The sequence below is a fragment of the Cyclobacterium plantarum genome, assembly GCF_011290685.1.
GTDB lineage: Bacteria > Bacteroidota > Bacteroidia > Cytophagales > Cyclobacteriaceae > Cyclobacterium > Cyclobacterium plantarum.
In genome coordinates, this window is sequence record NZ_JAANYN010000007.1 from 228,943 (window position 1) to 252,859 (window position 23,917).

Sequence of the window (23,917 nt, forward strand, 5' to 3'; positions counted from 1 at the left end):
TATATGAAAGTTTTAATGTTTGGATGGGAATTTCCACCCCATATCTCCGGAGGATTGGGTACTGCCTGTTATGGGTTGGTAAAGGGAATGGCCCACCACAAACAAGAGCTGATTTTCGTTGTCCCCAAATTGTGGGGAGATGAGGACCCTTTGGCCGAATTTGTCAATGCCAGCGATGTGGAAATCGATTACCGGGAGCGGCGTTTTCGGGATATCTGGAAAAACCTCACCTACCTGGAGGTCAGTTCTTTTTTAATCCCCTACCTCAGCCCGGAAGAATACCAAAACCATACAGAAAGACTACTCAAAGACCAGGACGAATTGGAATCCAGCGTGCTGGCCAATAAATTCAGTTTCAGCGGTAAATATGGGAAAGACCTGATTTTAGAGGTTTCCCGCTATGCATTGGTCGCAGCACAGATCGCAAAAAACAAGGAGTTTGATCTGATACACGCCCATGACTGGTTGTCATTTCCAGCAGGGATAGCCGCTAAAAAAATGAGTGGCAAGCCATTGATCGCACATGTCCATGCCACCGAATTTGACCGGTCAGGCCAGACCGTTAACCAAAGGGTTTACGATATTGAAAGAGCAGGGATGGAAGCTGCTGATAAGATCATTGCTGTCAGTCAGTTGACCAAAAACACCATTGTTTCCAAATATGGTATTCCTGAAGAAAAAGTGGTTGTGGTGCACAATGCCGTATTGGACACCAGCATTATCAAATCCAAAGAAAAGAAAAAGGTACCTGAGAAAATTGTTACTTTTTTGGGGAGGATTACTTTCCAAAAGGGGCCGGAGTATTTTGTGGAGGCGGCCTATAAGGTGATCAAAAAAGATGACAACGTAAGGTTTGTTATGGCAGGTTCCGGGGATTTATTGAACCGGATGATCCAACGGGTGGCGGAATTGAGGATTGGTACCAAATTTCATTTTACAGGATTTCTAAAAGGCGATGATGTGGACAAAATGTTCGCCCTGAGTGATGTATATGTCATGCCTTCAGTTTCCGAACCGTTTGGCATTTCCCCACTGGAGGCCGTAAGGCACAATACTCCGGTCATTATTTCCAAACAATCCGGTGTGGCCGAAGTGCTGCAAAATGCCGTCAAAGTGGATTTTTGGGACATAGATACCATGGCAGATGCCATTTTTGCGCTGCTCCATTACAATGGGATTTCCAAAATGTTTAGGGAGTTAGGTAGAGAGGAGTTGAAAAAACTAAAATGGGAGCATGTGGCCAAAAAAGTAATCGATATTTATACGCAAACTGTTAATCAATAGGATATGAGAACCATTTGTTTTTACTTTCAAGTACATCAACCGTTCAGATTAAAGCCGTATCGATTTTTTGAAATTGGTGATGATCATGATTATTGGGATGACTATTCCAACAGGAATATCATGAATAAAGTAGCAAAGAAATGCTATCTGCCCATGAATCGGCTTTTGCTGGAACTCATTCATAAATACCAGGGTAAGTTTAAGGTTTGCTTTTCCCTATCAGGGTCCATTCTTGATCAAATGGAGGCTTATGCACCTGAAGTTTTGCATAGCTTCCAGGAACTCGTGGCAACTGGAAATGTAGAATTGCTCAACGAAACCTATGCACATTCGCTATGCGCACTTAAAAGCGAATCCGAGTTCAGAGACATGGTAAAATTGCATCAGGAGAAAATCAAGCACCACTTCAATGGCTATGAACCCAAAGTTTTCAGAAATACAGAGTTGATTTATTCAGATAGTATTGGAGAAATGGTTGCAGGTATGGGCTTCGAAGGAATCCTTTCTGAAGGTGCCAAACACATCCTGGGATGGAAAAGCCCCAATTTTGTCTATGTCAATGCCAATGAACCAAAACTCAAGGTCTTGCTTAAAAATTTCCGGCTAAGCGATGATATTGCATTCAGGTTTGGGGAAAAAACATGGTCTGATTATCCCCTTACCACGGATAAATTTATCAATTGGCTGAACCAGGTTCCACAGGAAGATGAGGTAATCAACCTTTTTATGGATTATGAAACTTTTGGAGAACACCAATGGAAAGAAACCGGAATTTTTGAATTCATGCGGCACCTTCCGGAGGCAGTGCTCAACCGGACCAATTTTGGCTTTTCCACTCCTTCGGAGGTGATTGCCAATGCATCCCCCGTAGGCAAAATAAATGTGCCTATTCCCATATCCTGGGCAGATGAGGAGCGGGATCTGACCGCCTGGCTTGGCAATGACCTGCAGGATGAAGCCTTTGATCGACTGTTTGAGCTGGAAGGAATGGTAAAAAAATCAAAAAACCCGGAAATTCACCGGGATTGGCGCTACCTGCAAACCAGTGACCACTTTTACTACATGTGTACCAAGTTCTTCTCGGATGGAGATATACATGCTTATTTCAGCCCTTACGAAAGTCCCTACGAAGCCTTTATCAATTATATGAATGTGCTGAGTGATTTCATCCTGAGGCTTAAGCAGGAACAAAAAGAAAATATTTCTATTTAAATTCTTTTCACCGGAACTTATACGAAACAACCCCTTGATTTTTAGGGGTTGTTCTTTTCAGGAAAAACTGTACCGCACCTGGCTTCCCCTATCGGGATCCAGTTCGATGTTGGCATATACTTCTATTTCCTGTTGCAACTCTTCTACATGACTGATGATGCCCACTATGCGGTTTTCGTGCCTGAGGGCTTTCAATGTTTCGAAAACAACCCTTAGAGAGTTCCTGTCCAGTGCACCAAAGCCTTCATCCAGAAAAAAGAAACTTTGGTCGGCCTGATTAAGAGATTTTACCTTTTCGGCCAGGGCCAATGCCAGACACAAAGAGGCCTGAAAGGTCTGCCCGCCTGACAGTGTTTTCAGCAGCCTTTTCTTACCCCCATTCAGGTAATCCACCACCCAAAATGTATTGTTGTCATCGATTTCCAGACTCAGGCTGTTTTTGGTCAGTTTGGAAAACCTTAAATTGGCCGTATTACAAAGTTCCCGGAGGTAAATACGGCTAACATATTTTACAAACCCGCTTCCTTTAAACAATTGTTCCAACTCCCTGAAGTAAGATAGCCTTATTTCCAGTTTTTTAAATGATTGGCTAAGCCTGTCCTTTTCTTCCAGCTTATCCCTGGTCTCCACAATCACCTGATTGAGGAGTGTAAGCTGGTTTTGGATTTTTTCCAGGGCCTCCTTCTCAGCCAAATGCCGGGTAGTTATCTCATCAAATTTTTCCGGGTCAAAATCTTTCACCCCGGGAGTATTCTCCAGTACCGAAATCCTGGATTTTACCACCGAGCAGTTTTTTTCGTATTCCCGGATTTCCTGGTCTACCTGATCGGTATCCACTTTCCGGGAGAAAAGCTGTACCAGCTTCTCCTTATCTTCAAAACCCCATTCCTGCCGGAGCATTTCGAAGGTGTCGTTGAGATTTTGTAGCTTTTCGGTAGCTTTTTCCTTTTTGGTTTTAAAATTCTCCAGGTTTGCCAGATTGGTTGCCGCTTTGCTTTTTGTGTCATTCAATACTTTCTGTTTGCTATCCAGCAAGTTAGCTGTTTCTAGTATGTCTTCCTGAACCTTTTCTATGGTTAGTCTGATAACTTCTCTGGTTTTTTGAAGGTAAGCCTGGGTAAAATCCGGATTTGTGATCTCTTCCTGTTTGGCTTTCAGGGTACTGTTCAAGCCCAAAACATGTTGCTGCACCGCTTGAAATTCTTCCTGATAGGAATCTATTTGTGTGCGCAACTGATCCAGTTTTTTTCTCAGGGTCCTGCTTTTAATTTGCAGGTCTTTCTGTTTTTGTACTTCGTCTTCCAATTTTTGCTGCATGGCCTGTAGGGCCTGCAAATCGGGGATTCCCTGTTCCCCAAGCTTTTGCTGAACTTGATTCAGCTGATCCTTTACCCGCTTGAGTGCTTCGGTTTTATTTTGAATTTTCTGGTTTTCATTTTCTTTTTGAGTCCGCAGTAGCATCAGGTCACGGGCCATTTGTTGGCTTTGGTCCAGTACTGTTGCCGCTTTACTCAGCTCACCCTTAACATTTTCCAGTAATTCCTGTGACTGGTCCGGATTGAGCGGTGAAGGATGCTCAGAAGATCCACATAAAGGGCAGGGCTCTCCCTCATTAAGAACATGGGCATGATGTTGCAAAGCTTTTTTCTCAATTAGTCTCTCCTTCTCCGCTTCAAGTGTTTGGATATCAGCTTTCTGGGCTTCAACCCATTCGTCAAAATCTCCATATTTCTGAGGGAGCTTTTTGGTCATGGTTTCTATCTGTGTAGCGTATTGCTGAAGGTGCAATTCCATTTCTTTCATTTCCTGCCGGATCTCCAGGCCTTGCTCCTCAAATGTCATCCAGTCCCTGGCATCATTTCTATAAATAGCCAACAGTTCACTGCCCCCGTTTTTTTCTGTCTTTTCCGCTTCCTGATCTGATTCCGTCCACTGTTCTTTAAGGGTTTTTTCCTGTTGCAGGGAGTTTTCCAATTGAGGTTTTAAGACATTTAATTTGTCCTGCGCAGCTTTAAGGTCTTCCCGGATGGCCTGTATTTCCAGGACTTTTTTCAAATCCCTGATTTTAGCCTCCCTTTCGGATCTCTTTTCGGCTTTTTCCTTCAGGTCTGCTTCTTCCCTCTCCAGGTTTTTGATTTCCTGTTCATAACTCAGTTTAAATCGGGAACAGTCGGTGAAGCCTACACTGGCTTCCTCCAGGTTCATTTCTTCCTCCTGGATTTTTTCCCAGACAGGCCACAAATGGGTTCTGGCCTGAAGAAACGCTTTCAATTCCGTTTTCTTTTTTTCTATATCAGGAATTTGCTTTTCCAGGATCTCCCAGGATTGCGTTTGCGCTTTGAGTTCCTGGTGCTTTTCCTTGATTCCCTCCATTTGCTGCAGCTCCCGGCTGGATAAATCAAAGGATTCTCTTTGCTTTTTCAGCTCCTCTCCGATATGGGACTTTTCATTCAATTTGTCCTTGAGCATTTCTGGAGACAGGTGTTCAAGGGCCTCCAACTTGGTTTGCAACTTGATCCCTTCCTCTTTTTCCCTTTTCAGGAGAGTACCTGTTTTCCCGTAAAGATCGAATCGCTCGAGTCCAAACAATTCCTTCATCATGGATGCCCGGTCTCCGGGTTTCAGGTCAATAAACTCCCGAAACTTCCCCTGTGGAATAATCACCGTTTGCTTGAAGTGTTCTTTCTTCATGCCAATGATGGTCTCCGCCCGTTCGGCTATAGGAACCATTTCTTCACCCTGCCTCTTGTAAAAAGTATGCTCTGCTGGCCGGATGTCATCAAAGTTCTTCGGGTTCCTTTTGACTGCATACCTGGCCAGGTAGCTATAGCTGTGGTTTTTTCCTGCCGTGAACTCAAAGTTGATCAGCAAAAAATCACTTTGAAGATTGACCATGCTGTTTTTTTCACCTCTATCGGAAAGCCTTTCGGTGCTTCCGTACAGTGCCAATAAGATGGCCTCCAAAATTGATGATTTGCCGCTCCCTACAGCGCCGAAAATGCCAAAAAGCCCGGCGGCCGTGAGTTGACTGAAATCGATGGTTTGGGGTTCTTTATAGGAATAGAGTCCCTGAAGGGTAAGTTTTATGGGAATCATTGGGTTTCATTTTGGCTGATCACTTCTTTAAAAATAGTAATTAATTCGGGGTTGGGTTTTTGTCCTTTTTCATCCTGATAATACATCCCGAAAAGTGTAACCATATCTTTTTCCAGGTCTGCCACCTGCAGTTGCTGGTCTGCACCGGATAATTTGTTCTTGATTTGCGGGATGAGGTTAATGATGCCATCATGTGCTTTCATCAGGCTACGCCTGGTGGAGGCATCGATCGAGTGTTCCGTTTCATAGGTGAGTTCCACAAAACAATTCGGATGAGCCGCAAGCCATTCCAAAGCAGTTTGCAGGTCTGCAAAGGTTTTTCGTTCCAGGCTTCTGCCCTGGGTAATCGGTATGGCTTCATAGCTAACCGCTTCTCCTGGTTTGGCATCGATAACGACGACTTGTTTTTGCTGGCCTGCTTCGCTAAATGAATAAGCCAGGGGTGAACTGGAATACACCACTGGGAATGGTGTTTTGCTGGCAGCATGGTAGCGGTGAAGGTGGCCGAGGGCGGCATATTGTACCTGATCGGGGATGTTGTGTGTGAAGAGGGCCTGGGTTCCCCCGACATGCAGGATAGGGCGCTCACTTTCTGGCTCGGGTTCCGGTTTTTCTCCCTCCTTCAGGAAGAAAAAATGACCCAAAAACAAATTGACACCTTTGTCGTCACAGTATTTTTCTGCCAGGGTTTTCCACCTGCCAGCCAATAAACTCCTGAGTTCTTCCTCCCTGTCCTTTTCACCCAGATAGCTGCGCAGTAATATTTCGTTGGCATAGGGCGCGAGCAGTATGCGGACCGGAAATTCCACCTCGGGCAATTTCAACGATACAAAACCCGTATCTGCATCGAGAATTTCCAATCCATTATCCAATTTTCCCACTGGGATAACTGTGTCGTATTTTCCATAAAAGAAAATTCCCATTTCCCTGGCCAGGGGATCCGGTGCTTCAATAAACTGAGTGGAATCATGATTTCCTGAGATGGCAATGACGGGACGTTTTCCGTAATTGGAAAGTTTCCGAAGTGTGCGGTAAAGTAGCTCTACGGCTTCATGGCTGGGGTTGAAATTGTCAAAAATATCTCCTGCGATCAAAACCAGGTCTACATCATTGCCCTCTGCAATGGCCACAATTTCTTCGAGCACCAACACCTGTTCCTCATATCTGGAAACTTCCTGCAGCTTTTTACCCAAATGCCAGTCGGCCGTATGTAAAATTTTCATTTGTATATAATTGTTTTTCAAAGGTCATATCTAGCCCCGCACCGAAGGTTTCCCACTTTTAGGAGCAGCTCGCAATGATAATTATCCCTTTGTGTTTTGTTGTCGTTTTGCCCGATTTCAAATCTGCAAAAAAGGACTGATAAAACATTAATTAAAGTTTCAATTTACGCCAAACCGAGGGTAGGGCAATAAGAATTCATGAAATTTTAATGACAATATGGGTGGCTATTTAAGAAAAAATAGTAAAATTGAATGTGTAAAGCCCTTATCTGCTATATGGTATGGTATGCTGGTTGTAACTGATGAAATTTATGAAATTGATTTTTGGAATATTGATGATCAGCCAGTTGGCTGTAGTTTTTTCTTCAAGTGCGCAATCCCCATTTACAGCTCCGGATTCCCTGTTGATCATACAAGAGGGGATTGCCAGCTACTACGGGACCAGGTTTCATAACCGCATGACAGCCAATGGGGAGATCTATGACATGTGGGAATTCACTGCGGCTCACAAGCACCTCCCTTTCGGGACCCTGCTTAAAGTCACCAACAAAAAAAATGGCTACCAGGCCATAGTTCGGGTAAATGACCGCTTGCCCAAATCATCCAGACGTATCATAGACCTTTCCAAAGGTGTGGCCGAGCACCTGAATATGGTGAACGACGGGATTGTGCCGGTAAGCTTGGAATTGCTCAGCCACCATGCCATAGATTGGGTAAGAAATCAGTACCGGGAAGTGCCTCGGGACATCCGGTTAAGAAGTTATTTTCATGGGATAGCCTACCAAAAAGACCTGGAAATCATCAAGAAACCCCTGAGATAGTCGAATAGAATTATAAGTTGTATTTTTTGAAATTATTTTCGGCATAAAAAGGTTTTCTCACCAGAAATCCTGGCCAGTCCAAATTTTATATCAGCTCCGGTACAGGTCTATGGTCATTACAGATTATTGTTTTACTTTTGAAACACGAACCCCAATTAAACACCTTTCTATATGCGTAAAGTGAAAGCCAAAAAGCACCTGGGGCAACATTTCCTTACGGACTTGCATGTGGCAGAAAGGATTGCCAATTCGCTTTCAGGTCATATGCAAGTAAAAAAGGTGTTGGAGATAGGTCCGGGTATGGGCGTATTGACTGATTTTCTGGTGCAGCAGCACTGGGAATTATTTCTTATAGAAATAGATGAAGAGTCCGTGGAATTCCTGCAGGAAAAGTATGCCGATCCTGCTGTACATATAATTAAAGGAGATTTTCTTGACCGCAAGTACCGAACCTTATTTGAGGAGCCTTATGCCATTATTGGCAATTTCCCTTACAATATTTCCAGCCAGATTTTTTTCAAGGTTCTGGAGGAAAGGCATCATGTTACCGAAATCGTAGGGATGTTACAAAAGGAAGTAGCCGAAAGGATCGCTTCAAAAAAGGGCAATAAGACCTATGGCATATTGAGTGTATTGCTTCAGGCCTTTTATGAGGTGGAGTATTTATTTTCTGTGCCCCCTGAAGTTTTTGATCCGCCTCCGAAAGTAAATAGTGGGGTGATCCGCCTGAAAAGGAACGCTACTGGCCAACTTGCCTGTGATGAAAAGCTATTTTTCAGGTTGGTCAAACAGGCATTCAATACCCGAAGAAAAACCCTTCGCAATGCTTTAAAGCCAATGGGGCTTTCGGAAGTATTTAAAAATGAGCCCATGCTGGACTTGAGGGCCGAGCAACTCGGGGTGGAAGAATTTGTTTATTTAACCCAACAACTGGAAGCATCTTGGAACAAATAAAATCATTTGAGCTCTCCAAAGAATATTTGGAGGCTTTAAGGGAAAGCATAGAAAATGAAAACAGTGTTTTCATTCAGGAGTCCATGCAGGATGCCAACAGAGCAGATGTGGCTGCTCTGTTGGATGAGCTGGACATGGAAGAGGCGCTTTTTGTGCTGCGTGCCCTGGACCTTGATTTTTCTGCCGATATCCTTATTGAGCTGGATGAAGATTCGCAGTATAAGGTAATCACCACCATTCCTCCCGAAGAACTCGCTACCCTGATCGACCACATGGATTCTGATGACGCAGTGGATGTCCTCAACCAATTGGTGGTCAATGACAGGGAGGCAGTCATCAGCCACCTGGAAAAGAAAGAAAAATCCCTGTACATTATCGAACTGCTTCGGTATGATGAGGACAGTGCGGGGGGCTTGATGGCCAAGGAAATCATCAAAGCCAACCTGAACTGGACGGTGGTGCAGACCATTGAGGAAATAAGGAGACAGGCAGAAAATGTGGAAAAGATTTTTTCCATCTATGTGGTAGATAACAAAGAAAAACTTCTGGGTCGGATTGCGCTAAAAAAATTAATTCTGGCCTCATCTAATACCAAGGTGGCGGATTTGTATGAGGACAATATCATTTCTGTGCCTACCTATATGGAAGGAGAAGAAGTGGCAGAAATCATGCGCCGTTATGATCTGGAGGCAGTACCGGTGGTAAATGTAAAAGGCAAACTGGTGGGCAGGATTACGGTGGATGACATTTTAGACCTTATCCGTGAGCAGGCAGAGGAAGATATTCAGGCCATGACTGGTTTTTCTGATGATGTAGAAGAATCCGATTCCATATACAGGCTTTCCAGGGCCAGGTTGCCCTGGTTGCTTATTGGTATGGTTGGGGGACTTATGGGAGCAGGTTTTATTGGATTATTTGAAGAAGGCTTGAATGCGGTTACGGCTTTGGCCTTTTTTATTCCCCTGATAACAGCTACAGGAGGCAATGTGGGCATACAATCTTCTACTTTGGTAGTGCAAAGTCTGGCCAATAAATCTGTTTTTGAAGACAGCCTCACCAGGAGATTTTTAAAAGTCTTGCTGGTTGCTGTGTTAAATGGTCTGGTCTTGGCTGCATTTGTATTTTTCACTGTGGTATTTCTATACGGGCAGGAGACCAAATTTGGTTTGGTGGTAGGCATTGCCCTGTTTAGCGTAGTCTTGCTGGCCTCCTTTATGGGCACTTTGACCCCAATTATTTTGGACAAAATCGGTATCAACCCAGCCATGGCCTCGGGTCCCTTTATCACCACTGCCAATGACTTGTTGGGACTAGGCGTTTATTTTGGGGTAGCAACGCTTTTGTTAAACCTTTAATTAAACATGAGAATACTTATCATCGATCAAATGCATGAAAGCATTGTCCCATTATTAGAGGAGAAGGGACACCGGGTGGATTACAAGCCTTCCATAGACAGGAAAGGAATAATGGCCTGCCTGGGAGATTATGAAGGTCTGATTATTCGTTCCAAGACTCCCATTGACAGACCATTGTTGGAGAAAGGACGGGGTTTACAGTTTGTGGCCAGGGCCGGGGCAGGCCTGGACAATATCGATCTGGACTACCTGGAGAAAAATAAGATTGCCCTGTATCATGCGCCGGAAGGCAACCGGGATGCAGTGGCAGAGCATGCTATCGGCATGCTTTTGGCTTTGTTTAACCATTATATCCAGTCAGACCAGCAGGTTCGTAGAGGGATTTGGGACAGGGAAGCCAACAGGGGTGAAGAATTGGCCGGTAAAACAGTAGGTATATTTGGCTTTGGCAACATGGGGGAAGCCTTTGCCAGAAAGCTACGAGGTTTTGATGTGGAAATCCTGGCTTACGATAAATACAAGCAGGGTTTTGGAAACTCATGGGTGAAGGAATGTGATTTCAACACCCTACAGGAAAATGCTGATGTTTTGAGCATCCATGTACCACTTACGCCAGAGACCCGGTATTTTTTCAGCAGCGATGTGATGACAGGTTTCAAAAAGCCATTTTACCTGATCAATACCGCCAGGGGCGAGGTTATTAGTATGGATACCTTGAATGAAACTCTGCAAAATGGCGTTTTGAAAGGCGCCATATTGGATGTGTTGGAAAAAGAAAAACTTCAAGCCTTTAGTGCAGCGGAAAGACTTTCATTCGAAAAACTGACCGAAAGGAATAATGTAATTTTTTCACCCCATGTAGCCGGATGGACACGGGAGTCATACCTTAAAATCAACCAGGTTTTGGTGGCCAAGATCAGTGGTACCTGGATGGGGTAATGGTCTAATAAAAGGGCAGTTAAATTGTAAAATAGGAATTCTTACTTTATCTTTGTCTTTACAAAATACAGGAAGCATAAGGAAACGGTCTCAAAGTTGAGACCGTTATTTTATTTAATGTCAGGCTATTAATTAATGGATATGGGAAACATACAATATTACACAGAAGAAGGTTTGAAGAAACTGAAGGATGAACTTCAGCAACTGAAAACCAAAGGCAGATCTGATATTGCAAAGCAGATTGCGGAGGCCAGAGACAAAGGAGACTTGAGTGAAAATGCAGAATACGATGCTGCCAAAGATGCTCAGGGACACCTGGAGTTAAAGATTGCCAAACTGGAAAATGTACTCGGCAATGCCCGGGTGTTGGATAATTCGAAAGTGGATACTTCCAAGGTCAGTATTCTTTGTACCGTTAAAATCAAAAACACAAAAAATGGCATGACGGTAAGTTATACTTTGGTATCTGAGGAAGAAGCCGACTTGAAAGCCAATAAAATTAGCCTGGCATCTCCTTTCGGAAAAGGTCTGTTGGGGAAAAAAGTAGGTGAAATCGCTGAAATTCAAGCACCTGCAGGTAAACTTGAATTTGAAATATTGGATATCAGTTACTAAATTTCATCCCGATTGCATTGCATCGGGATTTTTTGTTTAGAACCATTAAGCTCCTGAATCATGTCTTCCATATTTACAAAAATAATTAATAGAGAAATCCCCGGATATATTGTCGCAGAGGATGAAAATCACATTGCTTTCCTGGATATCATGCCTTTGGTAAAAGGTCATTTATTGGTAGTGCCCAAAAAAGAAGTCGATTACATTTATGACCTGGATGATGCATTATACGCCAGCCTGCACCTATTTGCCAAAAAGGTTGCCAAAGCACAGGAAAGTGTCGTGGCTTGTACCAGAATAGGCGTGGCGGTTATCGGCCTGGAAGTCCCCCATGTCCACATTCACCTGGTGCCATTGAGGAGTATGGATGATATCAACTTCAACAGGCCCAAATTAAAAGTTCCCAAAGAAGAAATGGAGGCCTTGACCCAAAAGATAAAAACCGCCTTTGATAACGCTTGACGACAAAGGAATTTTTTGCCCTCAGGCGGGAATCTACATAGACCCCTGGAAACCCGTCGATAAGGCAGTCATTACCCACGCGCATGCCGATCACGCCCGTTGGGGCATGAAACATTACCTGGCGCAAGACCAATCCAAAGAAATTTTAAAGTACCGCCTGGGTGCAGACATACAGCTGGAAACCCTGCCCTATGGAAAGGAAATAAGCATTAATGGGGTAAAGCTTTCTTTACATCCGGCCGGGCATATTCCCGGATCAGCTCAGGTCAGGCTGGAATACAAGGGCCAGATTGCTGTGATCAGTGGAGACTATAAAACCGAAGCGGATGGCATCAGCAGCCCGTTTTCCCCAGTTTCCTGCCATATCTTCGTTTCGGAATGTACCTTTGGATTACCCATATATCGTTGGGAAAGTCAGGAGAAAATATTTGCCGACCTGAATCAATGGTGGGCCCGAAATGCCAAAGAAGGACTTTGCTCGGTGGTTTTTGCCTATTCCCTGGGAAAGGCGCAGCGAATCCTCCGACACCTGGAACTGGATACAGGCCATGTATACGCACACGGAGCGATATGGAATACCAATGAAGCACTGGCAGCAGATGGGTTTTTGTTGCCAGAGGTGCAAAAAATCAGTCGGGAAATACCCAAAGAAAATTACAGAAATGCTTTGGTATTGGCTCCACCCTCTGCTGCGGGAAGTCCCTGGATGAAGCAGTTTTTTCCTTATAGAACGGCAATTTGCTCGGGCTGGATGAATATCAGGGGTGCCAGAAGACGGCGGGCTGCGGATGCCGGTTTCGTATTGTCCGATCATGCGGACTGGACAGGCCTGAATGAGGCCATAGTGGCCACAGGAGCCAGCAAGGTCTATTTAACGCATGGCTCCAATCAGCCATTTGCCAGGCATCTACAGGAGGCCGGGCTGGACGCGGAGGCCCTGAACACCCTTTTCAAAGGGGAGTCTTCCGATGCCGGCGACGACTGATCATGGCATTGGTCCAAACATTCTTTTGAAAATTGCCTTTTTTATTTCGGGATTTGGTGGGGGCTGGTTAACTTTGCGCATGGCCGAACAGATTCTGATTCTTGATTTTGGTTCTCAATACACCCAACTCATTGCGAGGCGTGTTCGGGAACTGGATGTATATTGTGAAATTCATCCTTTTAATAAAATTCCACCCCTAACTGCTGACATCAAAGGAGTAATCCTTTCCGGGAGTCCCTGTTCGGTAAGAGATAAGGGTGCTCCGGACCTGGACCTGGATATTTTCAGAGGAAAGATCCCCCTATTGGCTGTTTGTTATGGAGCGCAATTGATGGCCCAAAAATACGGGGGGAATGTCACTCCCTCAGAAATCAGGGAATATGGCAGGGCCAGTCTTTCTCATTTGGACACCCATGCAGCCCTCTTCAAAGAAATGACCCATGGCTCCCAGGTTTGGATGTCACATGGGGATACCATAAAGGAACTGCCTGAAGGATTTGACATCATCGCCAGCACTCCCTCGGTAAGAATCGCCGCCTATAAAATTCAGGAAGAAGAAACCTATGGTATTCAGTTTCATCCCGAGGTAACCCACTCCACGGAAGGGAAGAATCTATTGAGGAATTTTGTGGTGCAGATCTGTGATTGTTCTCAGGATTGGACATCAGATGTATTCATCGACATTACTGTGGATGAATTGAAAAAAACGATCGGTCCGGACCGGGTAGTGATGGGACTCTCCGGAGGGGTGGACTCTTCTGTAGCAGCCACCCTGATTCACCGGGCCATTGGAGACCAGCTTACCTGCGTGTTTGTGGATAACGGGCTGCTGCGGAAAAATGAATTTGAGGAGGTGTTGGACTCTTACAAAGACATGGGATTGAATGTTATCGGTGTAGATGCCAGGCAAAAGTTTTATGATGCCTTGAAGGGTATTTCTGATCCGGAAGGAAAAAGAAAAGCCATAGGAAGGACATTCATTGAGGTTTTTGACCAGGAAGCCCATAAAATACAGGGGGTCAAGTGGTTGGGTCAAGGGACCATCTATCCCGATATTATCGAATCTGTTTCCGTTAATGGCCCCTCCGCTACCATCAAATCCCACCACAATGTGGGAGGATTGCCGGATTTCATGAATCTGAAAGTGGTGGAACCATTGAAAACCCTGTTCAAGGATGGAGTGAGAGAGGTAGGAAAAGCCCTGGATATAGCGGATACTATCATTGGTCGGCACCCTTTTCCCGGTCCCGGACTGGGCATCAGGATACTAGGAGATATCACTCCTGAAAAGGTACAGACCCTTCAGGAGGTGGACCATATATTCATTCAGGGGTTGAAAGATGCCGGCCTTTACGATCAGGTGTGGCAGGCGGGAGCTATCTTGCTGCCCATTCAGTCGGTGGGGGTTATGGGTGATGAGAGAACCTATGAAAGGGTGGTGGCCCTTCGTGCGGTATCCTCCGTTGACGGCATGACTGCAGACTGGATCCATCTCCCCTATGAGTTTTTGGGAAAAATTTCGAACGACATCATCAATAAAGTAAAGGGAGTCAATCGGGTGGTATATGATATCAGTTCCAAGCCTCCTGCTACCATTGAATGGGAATAAATACCCACAAAAATCTGATCATGTAAACATGCGAATGTTTCCAGAACCTTTAAATCCGAATTTCAGTTTCCTATAAAGGTATCTTTTAAAAAAGGTATGAAATTTGACTATCAATGCCTGTAAAAATATGCCAATCATGAAAACAGCACTATCCATCATCTTTTTATTCCTTTCTCTGGGGGGATTGTTTGCTCAGGAGGAAATAGCAAACTACAAGCGGGCCAAAGTACTCATAGAAGAGGGAGAACATGTAGAAGCCATGGAGCTTTTGAGGCCTTATCTGGATGAGGAAAAATATGGTGCACTCTCCGGTTATGCAAGGTATCATTTTGCCCGCGCAGCCTATGGAAACCGGCAATTTGAATTGGCCAAAAATACCTGCCTGATGCTATTGGAACAGGATAATTGGTCCGGTGAAGATGAAGCCAGGTACCTGCTTGCACTTTCACATTTTCAGCTCTCAGCACCTTCAGAAGCATTAAAGCATATTGCTGCCATCTCTTCGGAAAACATAAAAAATGAGGCTTATAAAGCCACTTTTAAATTTTTAAAAGTAAGTTCTTCCAGCGTCCTGGCAGTTCAATATGGTCAATATCCGGATAATAAGGGTTTGGTCATGGCATTAAAAACCATACTTGAATCCCAGGGTTCCCTGTCCAGCACTGAGCGCAACCTCTACGAGGAAATCCGAAGAAGGGCTTTTGAAATAGTGGATAGTGGTGAAGATGCCAAAAAAGATCAGGTCCTGGATATCGCAGTGGTTTTGCCTTTCAATTATGAGGGCGGTTCGGGAACAGCTTCGCTTGGCGGAAATAATTTTGTTTTGCAATTGTACCAAGGTATCCAACTGGCCCTGGAGCAGGCAAGGGAAGATGGTGTGGATCTGAATTTTCAGGTTTTTGATACCCAACGCAATGCAGAAAAAGTAAGGGCAATACTCGGGGATCCATTTTTGAAAAAGGCAGATATCATTTTGGGCCCGATCTATCCGGAAGAAACAGCATTGGTCGCTGAATTTGCCAATTTGTATCAAATCCCTCAAATCAATCCACTTTCCAATATGGATGAAAATATTAAATCATCCAACTACTCTTATTTGTTCAGACCCTCTGTTCAATCCATCAGCCAGAAAGTCATTGATTACTGCAGGAGATTTGAAGGGAGAAGGATTGCACTGGCTTATTCCGGAGCAAGCAGGGATGAACAATTGGCCAACTTATTTACAGAGATGGCCAGAAGAAGTGGCCTGCAGATTGTTCAAAGCCAAAAGGTCAACACCCCGGATATGCGGGACTTTTTTGAAAGCCTGGGTTTAGGCAAAGATGATGAGCCAAAAGTAGACATGATGGTGATCTTTTCCGATGACCCCAACGTGGCTTCTCCGGTTTTTGCCATGGTGGAATCGCTTGGCCCTGGCATTCCGGTGGTGGTTATGGAAAGCTGGCTGTATTTCAATTTTGCCAACTACGAAATGATGGAAACACAAAATTTTCATTTTGTGGGCAACAATACCGTGGATTTCAATGATGAAATCCTGAATAATTTTAGAGAACGTTACATGGATACCTACAAAACCTATCCCTCTTCATTTGTGTACATTGGGTATGAACTGGCAGACTTTGTCTGCCAGATGATTAATGGAAGGGAAGGATTTGATTTTCGGAAAAATCTGGATAGAAGTGGTTATCAGAAAGGGAAATTAACATTCGGGTTTGATTTTGCCGGACAGAGATCCAACGATTACGTTCCCATTTTGAGGCTGGAAGAAGGAGTATTGACCATTGAAGAAGAATAAACCACGCATGATTACAGAAAAAAGCAAACAACTTTTCGAAAAAGCCAAAAAATTTATTCCAGGTGGCGTAAACTCCCCCGTCCGGGCTTTCAAAGCCGTCGGAGGAAACCCACTGTTTATTTCCAAAGCAGATGGACCCTATATTGTGGATGCAGATGGCAACCGTTTTATTGAACTGATCAACAGCTGGGGCCCCATGGTCCTGGGCCATAATCATCCAGAAGTAAGGGAAGCGGTAATCAAAGCCATGGAAAATGGAACTTCTTTTGGAGCCCCCACCGCCATGGAAGTAGAAATCGCAGAGTTGATCACAACCATGGTTCCCTCGGTAGAAAAAATAAGGATGGTCAATAGTGGTACAGAAGCCACCATGTCCGCCATAAGGGTTGCCAGAGGATATACGGGTAAGGATAAATTCATCAAATTCGAAGGGAACTACCATGGCCATGGCGACAGTTTTCTGATTGCCGCTGGGTCTGGTGCCATTACCATGGGAAATCCGGATTCCCCGGGAGTGACCAAAGGAACGGCCATGGATACACTATTGGCCCCCTACAATGATTTGGAAAAGGTCAGGTTATTGGTAGAGGCCAATAAAGATGAAATTGCTGCCATAATCCTGGAGCCTGTAGCTGGAAACATGGGCTGCGTTTTACCAGAGCCGGGCTTTTTGGAAGGCTTGAGAAAAATTTGTGATGAAGAGGGTATTGTCCTCATTTTTGATGAGGTGATGACCGGATTCAGGCTTGCCAGAGGCGGAGCTCAGGAAGTCATGGGTGTAAAACCTGACCTGACTACAATGGGTAAGATTATCGGTGGAGGAATGCCAGTAGGTGCCTATGGAGGAAGAAAAGAAATTATGGAGTTTGTGTCACCGGATGGACCAGTGTATCAGGCAGGAACCCTTTCAGGCAACCCCATAGCCATGGCAGCTGGATTGGCCATGCTGCGCCACCTGCACCAAAACCCCGCAGTTTATACCCGCCTGGAACAAACCGGCAACACACTTGTCAATGGCATTCATACCATCCTGGATAAATTAGGCTTGCCCTATACCACCAACCATATCGGTGGCATGTACAGCCTTTTCTTCACGGATAAAAAGGTCAGGGATTTTGCTGATGCCCAAACTTGTGATACGGGACTTTTTGGCAAGTATTTCAAGGCCATGCTGGATCAGGGCATTTACCTGGCACCATCCCAATACGAAAGCCTCTTTCTATCCACAGCCCTTGAAAAAGAGCATCTGGATCAGATTTTGGAGGCCAATGAGAAAGCTTTAAAAAGTCTATAGGAAATAGGATTACCTTAGATAAAAGCTTGTTTCCCTGTTAGCTGTGTTCCGGAGCCACAACAGATTACTGACCGGAAAGCATGATGGCAGAAAGTTTAATCGTATGATCCCAATCCTTTAATTACTGGCAAACTTGTAATAAATTGTGAATAAACTAAGGTCTAACCAATAAAACAGCAAATGGCCGAATTAATAGATTCATTCGACTCCTCCGGTATATTTGATAGATACCCGTATTTTTCCGTTTGCTTTGATCAACTTCCTTCCAGTCTTGGATTTGAAACGCCACTAAAAATGGACAGGGCACTTATGGAAAAAGTGCTGGAGACGGTCGATCTTGTATCCCAGGAGATGGAAGTGGTTTTTAAATATTGGAATACCGAAGATACCAAAGAAGCCGACTTTAGCGAAGATTTTCCATATCGATACCTGCTGAAAAGCAAGGCCAAAAAATTGCTCATTTGGCTCTCATTAGAATTCGATCAATTGTTTGTAGACATGCTGTATGATGCTTCGGATTTGGAGTTGGAAAAATGGGTGATTGCAACAAACCATAAATTAAGAATGACATTTGGTCTGGATCGAAGCCCAATCTTTAACGTATTGTCAAGGAACGATAATGGCTTTTTCAAGGAGGAAGTAAAAACACAAAACTTCGAGTGCGATATTCAAAAAATGTATAACGATGACTTTGAAGCAATAAATGAGCTTATCGAAAACGCATTGGAGGTGGAAAAGGCAGGGTTGATTTTGCTGCACGGCCTGCCGGGAACAGGTAAAACCTCGTACATAAAAAATTTGATTAGCAGGCATCATAAAAAGAGCTTTATCTTTATACAAAATGATTTTGTCAATGAATTGCTGCACCCCAACTTTATTTCCTTCCTTCTCAAAAACCAAAATGCCGTTTTAATCATTGAAGACGCAGAGAAAGTGCTGACAAGCAGAGAGCAAGTGAATGAAACCTCTGTGGTTTCTACCATTCTGCAACTAACGGACGGGCTATTCAGTGACTATTTGAATATTAAAATCATATGTACCTTCAATACAAGCATTGACAAAATTGACAAAGCCTTGTTAAGAAAAGGCAGAATGATCGCCTACTATGAATTTCAGCCGTTAATTCCCGAAAAAGCCGATGAACTTCTCAGGGGCTTGAACCATGAATCGAACGGTACAGAGATGACCCTGGCAGATATATTCAACTACAAGAAGAAGGATTTTAACCAGACTAAAAAAGGGAAAATTGGTTTTCAAAAATAAGCAATTGGTCCCAATCTTGGGAGAAAACAGACCTATTTAAATTTACTAGTCAAGTGCTTTATAGCAGATCATGTAAGTTAAGATCTTTTAGCTGGACAGTATCACAAAAAATACCGAACCAATGGTTTTATAATAGAAAATTCCTAGTTGACTCATCTGTGCAGGATCCGACGGTATACTGATTGGAACAGTTGTAAGTATGATTTTTTTTATCCCTTTTATTTTTAATCGATGAGTTCTTTTCAGGAGAGTGTTTTTACCACTGTCAAATATGGAACCAGCATTGGGACGAACTGGCAATAGAATTACTTTGTTTCGGGCCAAAGCAAGCAATCAGGCGGCATACTGGTACTTTGATTCCTGATTCCCGTCTTTTTGTGTTTTTTGGAACATAGGAATGTCCACAACTAGTCTATATCATGAGCCGATTTAATAAGATACTCACATAAATCTGTTTTTTTGGAAGACAGTCTCATAATGAAAATCGAGAAATTTTTTAAAATAAAACGGTAATTTATTGTTTTACAATAAATTTTTATTGATATATGTATCATTATTAATAAATAGCATGCAAATGATCTCAAAAAAATCAGTTGTGATAAAAGTATTAGAAATACTTTTTAGTATAGCATTCGTTGAATTTTGCCTTGAAGCAAGTGTAATCCTGGTTTTGTTCATCGGTAGCTTTATTGTTAACCCAGAAGCTTCAAAACAACTATATCTTGGACTCAACCTATTCGATTTGTATTCTTTCAGTAAGCCCTATTACATTTCTACCGTTCTATTACTCATTGCCCTAACCGGGTTAAAATCATTTATTGCATATCTGACTTTTTCAGTTTTCTCAAAATTTCAACTATCAAAACCATTTAACAAAGAGCTGACAGAAATGCTATTAAGGATCAGTCATGTTTCATTAGGTACGGGTATTCTTTCCATTATAGCCAGTTGGTATTGTCAATGGATTTCGAAAAAAGGGGTAGCTATTCCCATCGATTGGACTGGTAATGAAATATTGTTTTTTGCGGGAGTTATTTATATAATAGCCCTGGTGTTTAAAAAAGGAACTGATTTACAAACTGAACACGACCTGACGGTATAAGCGATGGCAATTGTAGTAAATTTGGATGTTGTAATGGCAAAGCGAAAAATGTCTCTCAATGAACTTTCAGCAAAAGTGGGTTTGACCTTATCTAATCTATCCATACTAAAAACGGGGAAAGCCAAAGCAATTCGTTTCAGTACCTTGGAGGCGATTTGTAACGTTTTGGACTGCCAGCCTGGGGATATTATGGAGTACGTTGAAGACAACAAAAGGCAATTGGAATCTTATTAAGTTGGATAAAAGGCAAAATCCCTGGATTTGCTGGAACTGGTTTTGAAACAAAAATGGAATTAGTAGCTTAGCCACCATTAGTTGATTAAAATAAACTCATCATCAAATAACAGCATACATGACTAAGAATCGGATATTTTTCACCGGAGGATCGGGAAAAGCTGGAAAACACGTAATCCCCTACCTCCTTAAACAGGGGCACCGTGTGATGAATGTGGATCTGAAACCACTGGATCACCCTGGGGTGGACAACCTTATCGCCGATATTACCGATTCCGGACAGATGTTCAATGCCATGAGCTCCTATGCCGGACTGGATGAACTGGAATCAGGAAGTGGTGTTCCACTTTTTGATGCGGTGGTTCATTTTGCAGCGGTGCCCCGCATCCTGATCAATCCGGATAATGAAACCTTCAGAGTCAATACCATTGGGACCTATAATGTAATTGAAGCGGCCGTGAAGCTAGGCATCAGGAAGATTATCATTGCTTCTTCCGAGACCACCTACGGGGTCTGTTTTTCAGACGGCCAAACTGATCCCCATTCCCTGCCTTTGGAAGAAGACTATGACGTAGACCCCATGGATAGCTATGGTCTTTCGAAGGTGGTAAATGAGAAAACAGCACGCGCCTTCCAACGACGTTCAGGGTTTGATATCTATGCACTCCGGATAGGAAACGTGATCGAGCCCCATGAATATCAGGAGCTGTTCCCCTACTACTTCAAGCATCCCGAAGTGCGTCGCCGAAATGCTTTTTGCTATATCGATGCCCGTGACCTTGGGCAAATTGTGGATTTATGCGTGCAAAAGGATGACCTGGGGTTCCAGGTTTTTAATGCCGGAAACGATCACAATGGAGCGATAATCCCCAGCAAAGAATTGGCGAAACGGTTTTTCCCCGGCGTGCAGCTTACCCGTAAATTGGAAGAACACGAAGCCTTATTTTCCAATCGGAAAATTCGTGAAGTACTCGGATTCAAAGAACAACACAACTGGCGGAAATACGTGAAAGAGGCCTAAAGCCTGGTGTTGCTTTGCGGCTCTCAATGGGCGTCCATGTCGCGAGGGTTAGTAGAAGTATCGCAGATTATAAGTAGTCATTAAAGCCAAAACCTTCCTGTTTTCTTGGGATTATTCCTTTCATTTTCCCATGATCGTACCCTTTAGGGACCAAAGGATTTCGAGCACGTCCTTTTTGGTCTGTGCATCCTTGCCATGTTTGTCAAGTACCAGAAAGATATCATCCATGGTCTCCATGTATTCTTCGGCACTTATGTTCATTCCTCTGTGGGTGGTCTCCATTGTTCTTCCGGCGTAAACCTGGGGACCTCCACTTCCGGTAATAAAAAAATTGACCGTGTGCGATTTGACCTTCGCTAAATTTTCGGGCTGCTCTAAATAGGGGGTGAACCTTGCGGAAATTACAGGATTGTTCATGTGTGCTTCCACCACGTCGTCTACAATTTTAACAATGCCTTCCTCAGCGCCTAATCGTTCAAATAATGATGTGGACATATCTACGTTTTTTTGATTTATTCGGTAAAGGTACTGCAACTTCTATGATTTCGCAGGTAGAATCTGTTCAAATAGATGTAAAATTTGATCAGAAAAGGGTTTTGTGCACTAAAATTTGGTTATTCATGCATTGCCAGGATGTAATCCTTTGGACTGACTCCATACTTTTTATGAAAGCATTTTGAAAAGTAGGAAGAACTGTTAAAACCGCATAAATAGGCCGTTTCTGATACCGAGGCACGTCTACTGAAAATTTCCAACGATTTTTCCAGTCTAACGGAGTTGATTAAAATGCTGGGCGCGCAATTCATCAGGCCCCTCGTCTTCCGGAATAATTGAGATCTGCTTAATCCAAGGCCGTATGCAAGGTTATCGATACTCAATTCTGTACACGAAAAATTCAAATCCAGGTAATCCAGTAGTCTGTGAAGAAAAACTAGCTCCGATGCACTCACCTCCACAATTCCCATCCTTGTGTGAGAAGACTTTGAAGAATAATCCTCATACAATTCGAGAACAACTGAAGAGATCGAAAATCCCTGTCTGGATTCACATAACCTTTTGGAGGATCTGACGGTATCTTCAAAAATAGATTTGCTTTCGGTTACTGGAATACCCCCATCCAATCCTAAATTAAGGGTTAGATCGGGATATTGTAAAGCCAAGGTATTTGCAGCAGCCCAACCACATTCCACCGACAGTCCTGCGGTTTTAAAAGAAGCCAGAATATGCCGACCTTCTTGCCGGACCACGGTTCCGCATAAAGCATGAATTGATTCAACGATTCGGCTTTTATAGCTCCTAATGGTTGATGGCAGTCCTTTTAGCTGTAAGGTTTCAAGCCGACGAAATCCTATTTGTGCTGAAAGTAAAAAGCGATAGGCGGGATCACTTATGGGGTTTAATGCTACTCCTGAATTAGCTTTTGGATCTTCCATCCTTCCAAGAAATGACTCAACCAAACCAGCATCGACTTCGATAACTGCATGGGGCACTTGCCCATGTGCGTAGTCATGCATGCGGTGTACGGATGCTGCATCTGGTGCTTCTACCAGACAAAAGGCGGTTTTTCGCTCCGCATCAAACCAATAGGTCAACCCCCGGCAGTTAAATTCTTCCTGAATCTTTAGGTCTTCCTGATGTAACCGGGCCACATTTTCAGCAGTGACTCCTGCAGACAGATCGTGTCGATCCATGTATATAGGCATCATTTTTTAATTGGATGAATACACAAGATAAGGGTTTAATCAGGTTACTTTGATACCATCTTTAAAGATTTGTTATTCCTCACTGGCAAGTTTCCGTGTTTGACATTTTACTTCTTTCAACTAAATTTAAGCAAATGGCCAACATTAGGGGCGTTAAACCGTTTGCAGCGTTAAGACTTCGGGTTACCCGGAAAATTAATTGGAACAGTTTGAAACCAAGAAATGTGGGGAGCCCAGCGCTTTTCTTGGTTGGTAATGGTATGCATCTCCCATACCAATGCTACATCGAACCTTTCGGATTAAATTTACCTTCGGCAAATTATAACATTTCTTAATTGTAAACATTACGCAAAATGAAAAAAACCAGAAATGCCATTCTAGGACTGGCACTTATCCTCGGTCTTGGCTCCTGCGGAGTCAATCAGGCCTGGATACTCAACCAAAATCAAAACAACACCCAGATAAACCTTGGAAGCAATAACTTTCAGGTACTTGGTCAGGTAAAGGGTGCGGCTGAAGTAGAGTACATCCTTGTCTTCGGAGGAAAGAACCGAAGAAATTTATTCAATGAAGCGTATTCTGCCATGATTGAAGAGGCCGATCTGACCTCGGGTTCGCGAGCCATTACCAATATCCTTACAGAGGAGCATGTGGGTGGAATCCCCCCGTTTTATTACAAACGCACCATCACCGTAAGCGGTACCGTGGTTGAATTTACCAGGTAAGCTTGGTCGGCCAGGATGCAATTCACTGGAAATTAAACCGAAAGGACAGAAGGTAGGAGGCCTTTCTGTCCTTTTTTCTTGTCCTACACATCATTTTTCTTCATAAATTATTTAACTTAGAGAGCATTCCCCTACTACGAACTGAATGAGTTTTGGTTACCTGCGGCAGTGTGCTCGAAATTCAGCGTTAACGGAAGTCGCTTTTGGTCGTATATTATCCAATTG

At 43.6% G+C, this 23,917-nt stretch carries 21 protein-coding genes; 17 read left to right on the top strand and 4 right to left on the bottom strand.

What is annotated here, in order from left to right; translation table 11 throughout:
• The first annotated feature begins 3 nt into the window (after positions 1 to 3).
• A complete protein-coding gene (locus tag G9Q97_RS17135) occupies positions 4 to 1,284 on the top strand; it encodes a glycosyltransferase family 4 protein (RefSeq protein ID WP_166149028.1) in 1,281 nt (426 codons plus the stop codon).
• 3 nt (positions 1,285 to 1,287) lie between these two features.
• Positions 1,288 to 2,496, top strand: coding sequence for a glycoside hydrolase family 57 protein (locus G9Q97_RS17140; RefSeq protein WP_166149030.1), 1,209 nt, complete (start codon positions 1,288 to 1,290; stop codon positions 2,494 to 2,496).
• 57 nt (positions 2,497 to 2,553) lie between these two features.
• Here G9Q97_RS17140 and G9Q97_RS17145 read toward each other — a convergent pair whose 3' ends face one another.
• Together G9Q97_RS17145 and G9Q97_RS17150 are read right to left on the bottom strand one after the other, a co-directional pair.
• On the bottom strand, positions 2,554 to 5,592 hold the full coding sequence (locus tag G9Q97_RS17145; RefSeq protein ID WP_166149032.1) for an SbcC/MukB-like Walker B domain-containing protein: 3,039 nt from the start codon (positions 5,590 to 5,592) through the stop codon (positions 2,554 to 2,556).
• On the bottom strand, positions 5,589 to 6,815 hold the full coding sequence (locus tag G9Q97_RS17150; protein WP_166149034.1) for a metallophosphoesterase family protein: 1,227 nt from the start codon (positions 6,813 to 6,815) through the stop codon (positions 5,589 to 5,591). Before G9Q97_RS17150 ends, G9Q97_RS17145 begins: the two co-directional genes overlap by 4 nt.
• A 311-nt stretch (positions 6,816 to 7,126) precedes the next feature.
• Between G9Q97_RS17150 and G9Q97_RS17155 the strand changes: the two genes are divergently transcribed.
• The 14 genes from G9Q97_RS17155 (at position 7,127) to G9Q97_RS17220 (ending at position 21,264) form a co-directional block, all read left to right on the top strand.
• Positions 7,127 to 7,636 (top strand): septal ring lytic transglycosylase RlpA family protein, encoded by a 510-nt coding sequence (locus G9Q97_RS17155; protein WP_166149036.1) that lies wholly within the window; start codon positions 7,127 to 7,129, stop codon positions 7,634 to 7,636.
• 171 nt (positions 7,637 to 7,807) lie between these two features.
• On the top strand, positions 7,808 to 8,590 hold the full coding sequence (gene rsmA, locus G9Q97_RS17160) for a 16S rRNA (adenine(1518)-N(6)/adenine(1519)-N(6))-dimethyltransferase RsmA (protein ID WP_166149037.1): 783 nt from the start codon (positions 7,808 to 7,810) through the stop codon (positions 8,588 to 8,590).
• A complete protein-coding gene (gene mgtE / locus G9Q97_RS17165; RefSeq protein ID WP_166149038.1) occupies positions 8,578 to 9,945 on the top strand; it encodes a magnesium transporter in 1,368 nt (455 codons plus the stop codon). The genes rsmA and mgtE overlap by 13 nt, the downstream gene beginning before the upstream one ends.
• A gap of 6 nt (positions 9,946 to 9,951) precedes the next feature.
• Positions 9,952 to 10,884, top strand: a complete 933-nt coding sequence (locus G9Q97_RS17170; protein ID WP_166149039.1) for an NAD(P)-dependent oxidoreductase — start codon at positions 9,952 to 9,954, stop codon at positions 10,882 to 10,884.
• 141 nt (positions 10,885 to 11,025) lie between these two features.
• On the top strand, positions 11,026 to 11,499 hold the full coding sequence (greA, locus tag G9Q97_RS17175; protein ID WP_166149040.1) for a transcription elongation factor GreA: 474 nt from the start codon (positions 11,026 to 11,028) through the stop codon (positions 11,497 to 11,499).
• A gap of 60 nt (positions 11,500 to 11,559) precedes the next feature.
• A complete protein-coding gene (locus G9Q97_RS17180) occupies positions 11,560 to 11,961 on the top strand; it encodes an HIT family protein (RefSeq protein WP_166149041.1) in 402 nt (133 codons plus the stop codon).
• Positions 11,948 to 12,946 (top strand): ligase-associated DNA damage response exonuclease, encoded by a 999-nt coding sequence (locus G9Q97_RS17185; protein WP_166149042.1) that lies wholly within the window; start codon positions 11,948 to 11,950, stop codon positions 12,944 to 12,946. The genes G9Q97_RS17180 and G9Q97_RS17185 overlap by 14 nt, the downstream gene beginning before the upstream one ends.
• A 79-nt stretch (positions 12,947 to 13,025) precedes the next feature.
• Positions 13,026 to 14,555: a glutamine-hydrolyzing GMP synthase gene (guaA, locus tag G9Q97_RS17190; protein WP_166149043.1), complete on the top strand. Its 1,530-nt coding sequence runs from the start codon at positions 13,026 to 13,028 to the stop codon at positions 14,553 to 14,555.
• A gap of 136 nt (positions 14,556 to 14,691) precedes the next feature.
• Entirely contained in the window at positions 14,692 to 16,350 is a 1,659-nt protein-coding gene (locus G9Q97_RS17195) for an ABC transporter substrate-binding protein (RefSeq protein ID WP_166149044.1), read from the top strand.
• 7 nt (positions 16,351 to 16,357) lie between these two features.
• A complete protein-coding gene (hemL, locus tag G9Q97_RS17200) occupies positions 16,358 to 17,644 on the top strand; it encodes a glutamate-1-semialdehyde 2,1-aminomutase (RefSeq protein WP_166149045.1) in 1,287 nt (428 codons plus the stop codon).
• Positions 17,645 to 17,824: 180 nt separating this feature from the next.
• Positions 17,825 to 18,907 carry an AAA family ATPase gene (locus tag G9Q97_RS17205; protein ID WP_166149046.1) on the top strand — a complete coding sequence of 361 codons (1,083 nt, stop codon included), beginning with the start codon at positions 17,825 to 17,827 and terminating at the stop codon, positions 18,905 to 18,907.
• 574 nt (positions 18,908 to 19,481) lie between these two features.
• The gene (locus G9Q97_RS17210) at positions 19,482 to 20,009 is read left to right on the top strand and encodes a DUF2975 domain-containing protein (protein ID WP_166149047.1); all 528 of its coding nucleotides are present in this window, start codon (positions 19,482 to 19,484) and stop codon (positions 20,007 to 20,009) included.
• 3 nt (positions 20,010 to 20,012) lie between these two features.
• Positions 20,013 to 20,243: a helix-turn-helix domain-containing protein gene (locus tag G9Q97_RS17215; RefSeq protein WP_166149048.1), complete on the top strand. Its 231-nt coding sequence runs from the start codon at positions 20,013 to 20,015 to the stop codon at positions 20,241 to 20,243.
• Positions 20,244 to 20,361: 118 nt separating this feature from the next.
• Positions 20,362 to 21,264 (top strand): NAD-dependent epimerase/dehydratase family protein, encoded by a 903-nt coding sequence (locus tag G9Q97_RS17220; RefSeq protein WP_166149049.1) that lies wholly within the window; start codon positions 20,362 to 20,364, stop codon positions 21,262 to 21,264.
• A 120-nt stretch (positions 21,265 to 21,384) separates the two neighbouring features.
• On the opposite strand, the gene G9Q97_RS17225 is transcribed toward G9Q97_RS17220, so the two are convergent.
• Together G9Q97_RS17225 and G9Q97_RS17230 are read right to left on the bottom strand one after the other, a co-directional pair.
• Entirely contained in the window at positions 21,385 to 21,759 is a 375-nt protein-coding gene (locus tag G9Q97_RS17225) for a group I truncated hemoglobin (RefSeq protein ID WP_166149050.1), read from the bottom strand.
• A 119-nt stretch (positions 21,760 to 21,878) separates the two neighbouring features.
• Complete coding sequence (locus G9Q97_RS17230) at positions 21,879 to 22,970, bottom strand: nickel-binding protein (protein WP_166149051.1); 1,092 nt, start codon at positions 22,968 to 22,970, stop codon at positions 21,879 to 21,881.
• Between the two features lie 350 nt (positions 22,971 to 23,320).
• On the opposite strand from G9Q97_RS17230, the gene G9Q97_RS17235 reads away from it, so the two are divergent.
• Positions 23,321 to 23,692, top strand: coding sequence for a DUF6567 family protein (locus G9Q97_RS17235; RefSeq protein ID WP_166149052.1), 372 nt, complete (start codon positions 23,321 to 23,323; stop codon positions 23,690 to 23,692).
• Positions 23,693 to 23,917: the final 225 nt, after the last annotated feature.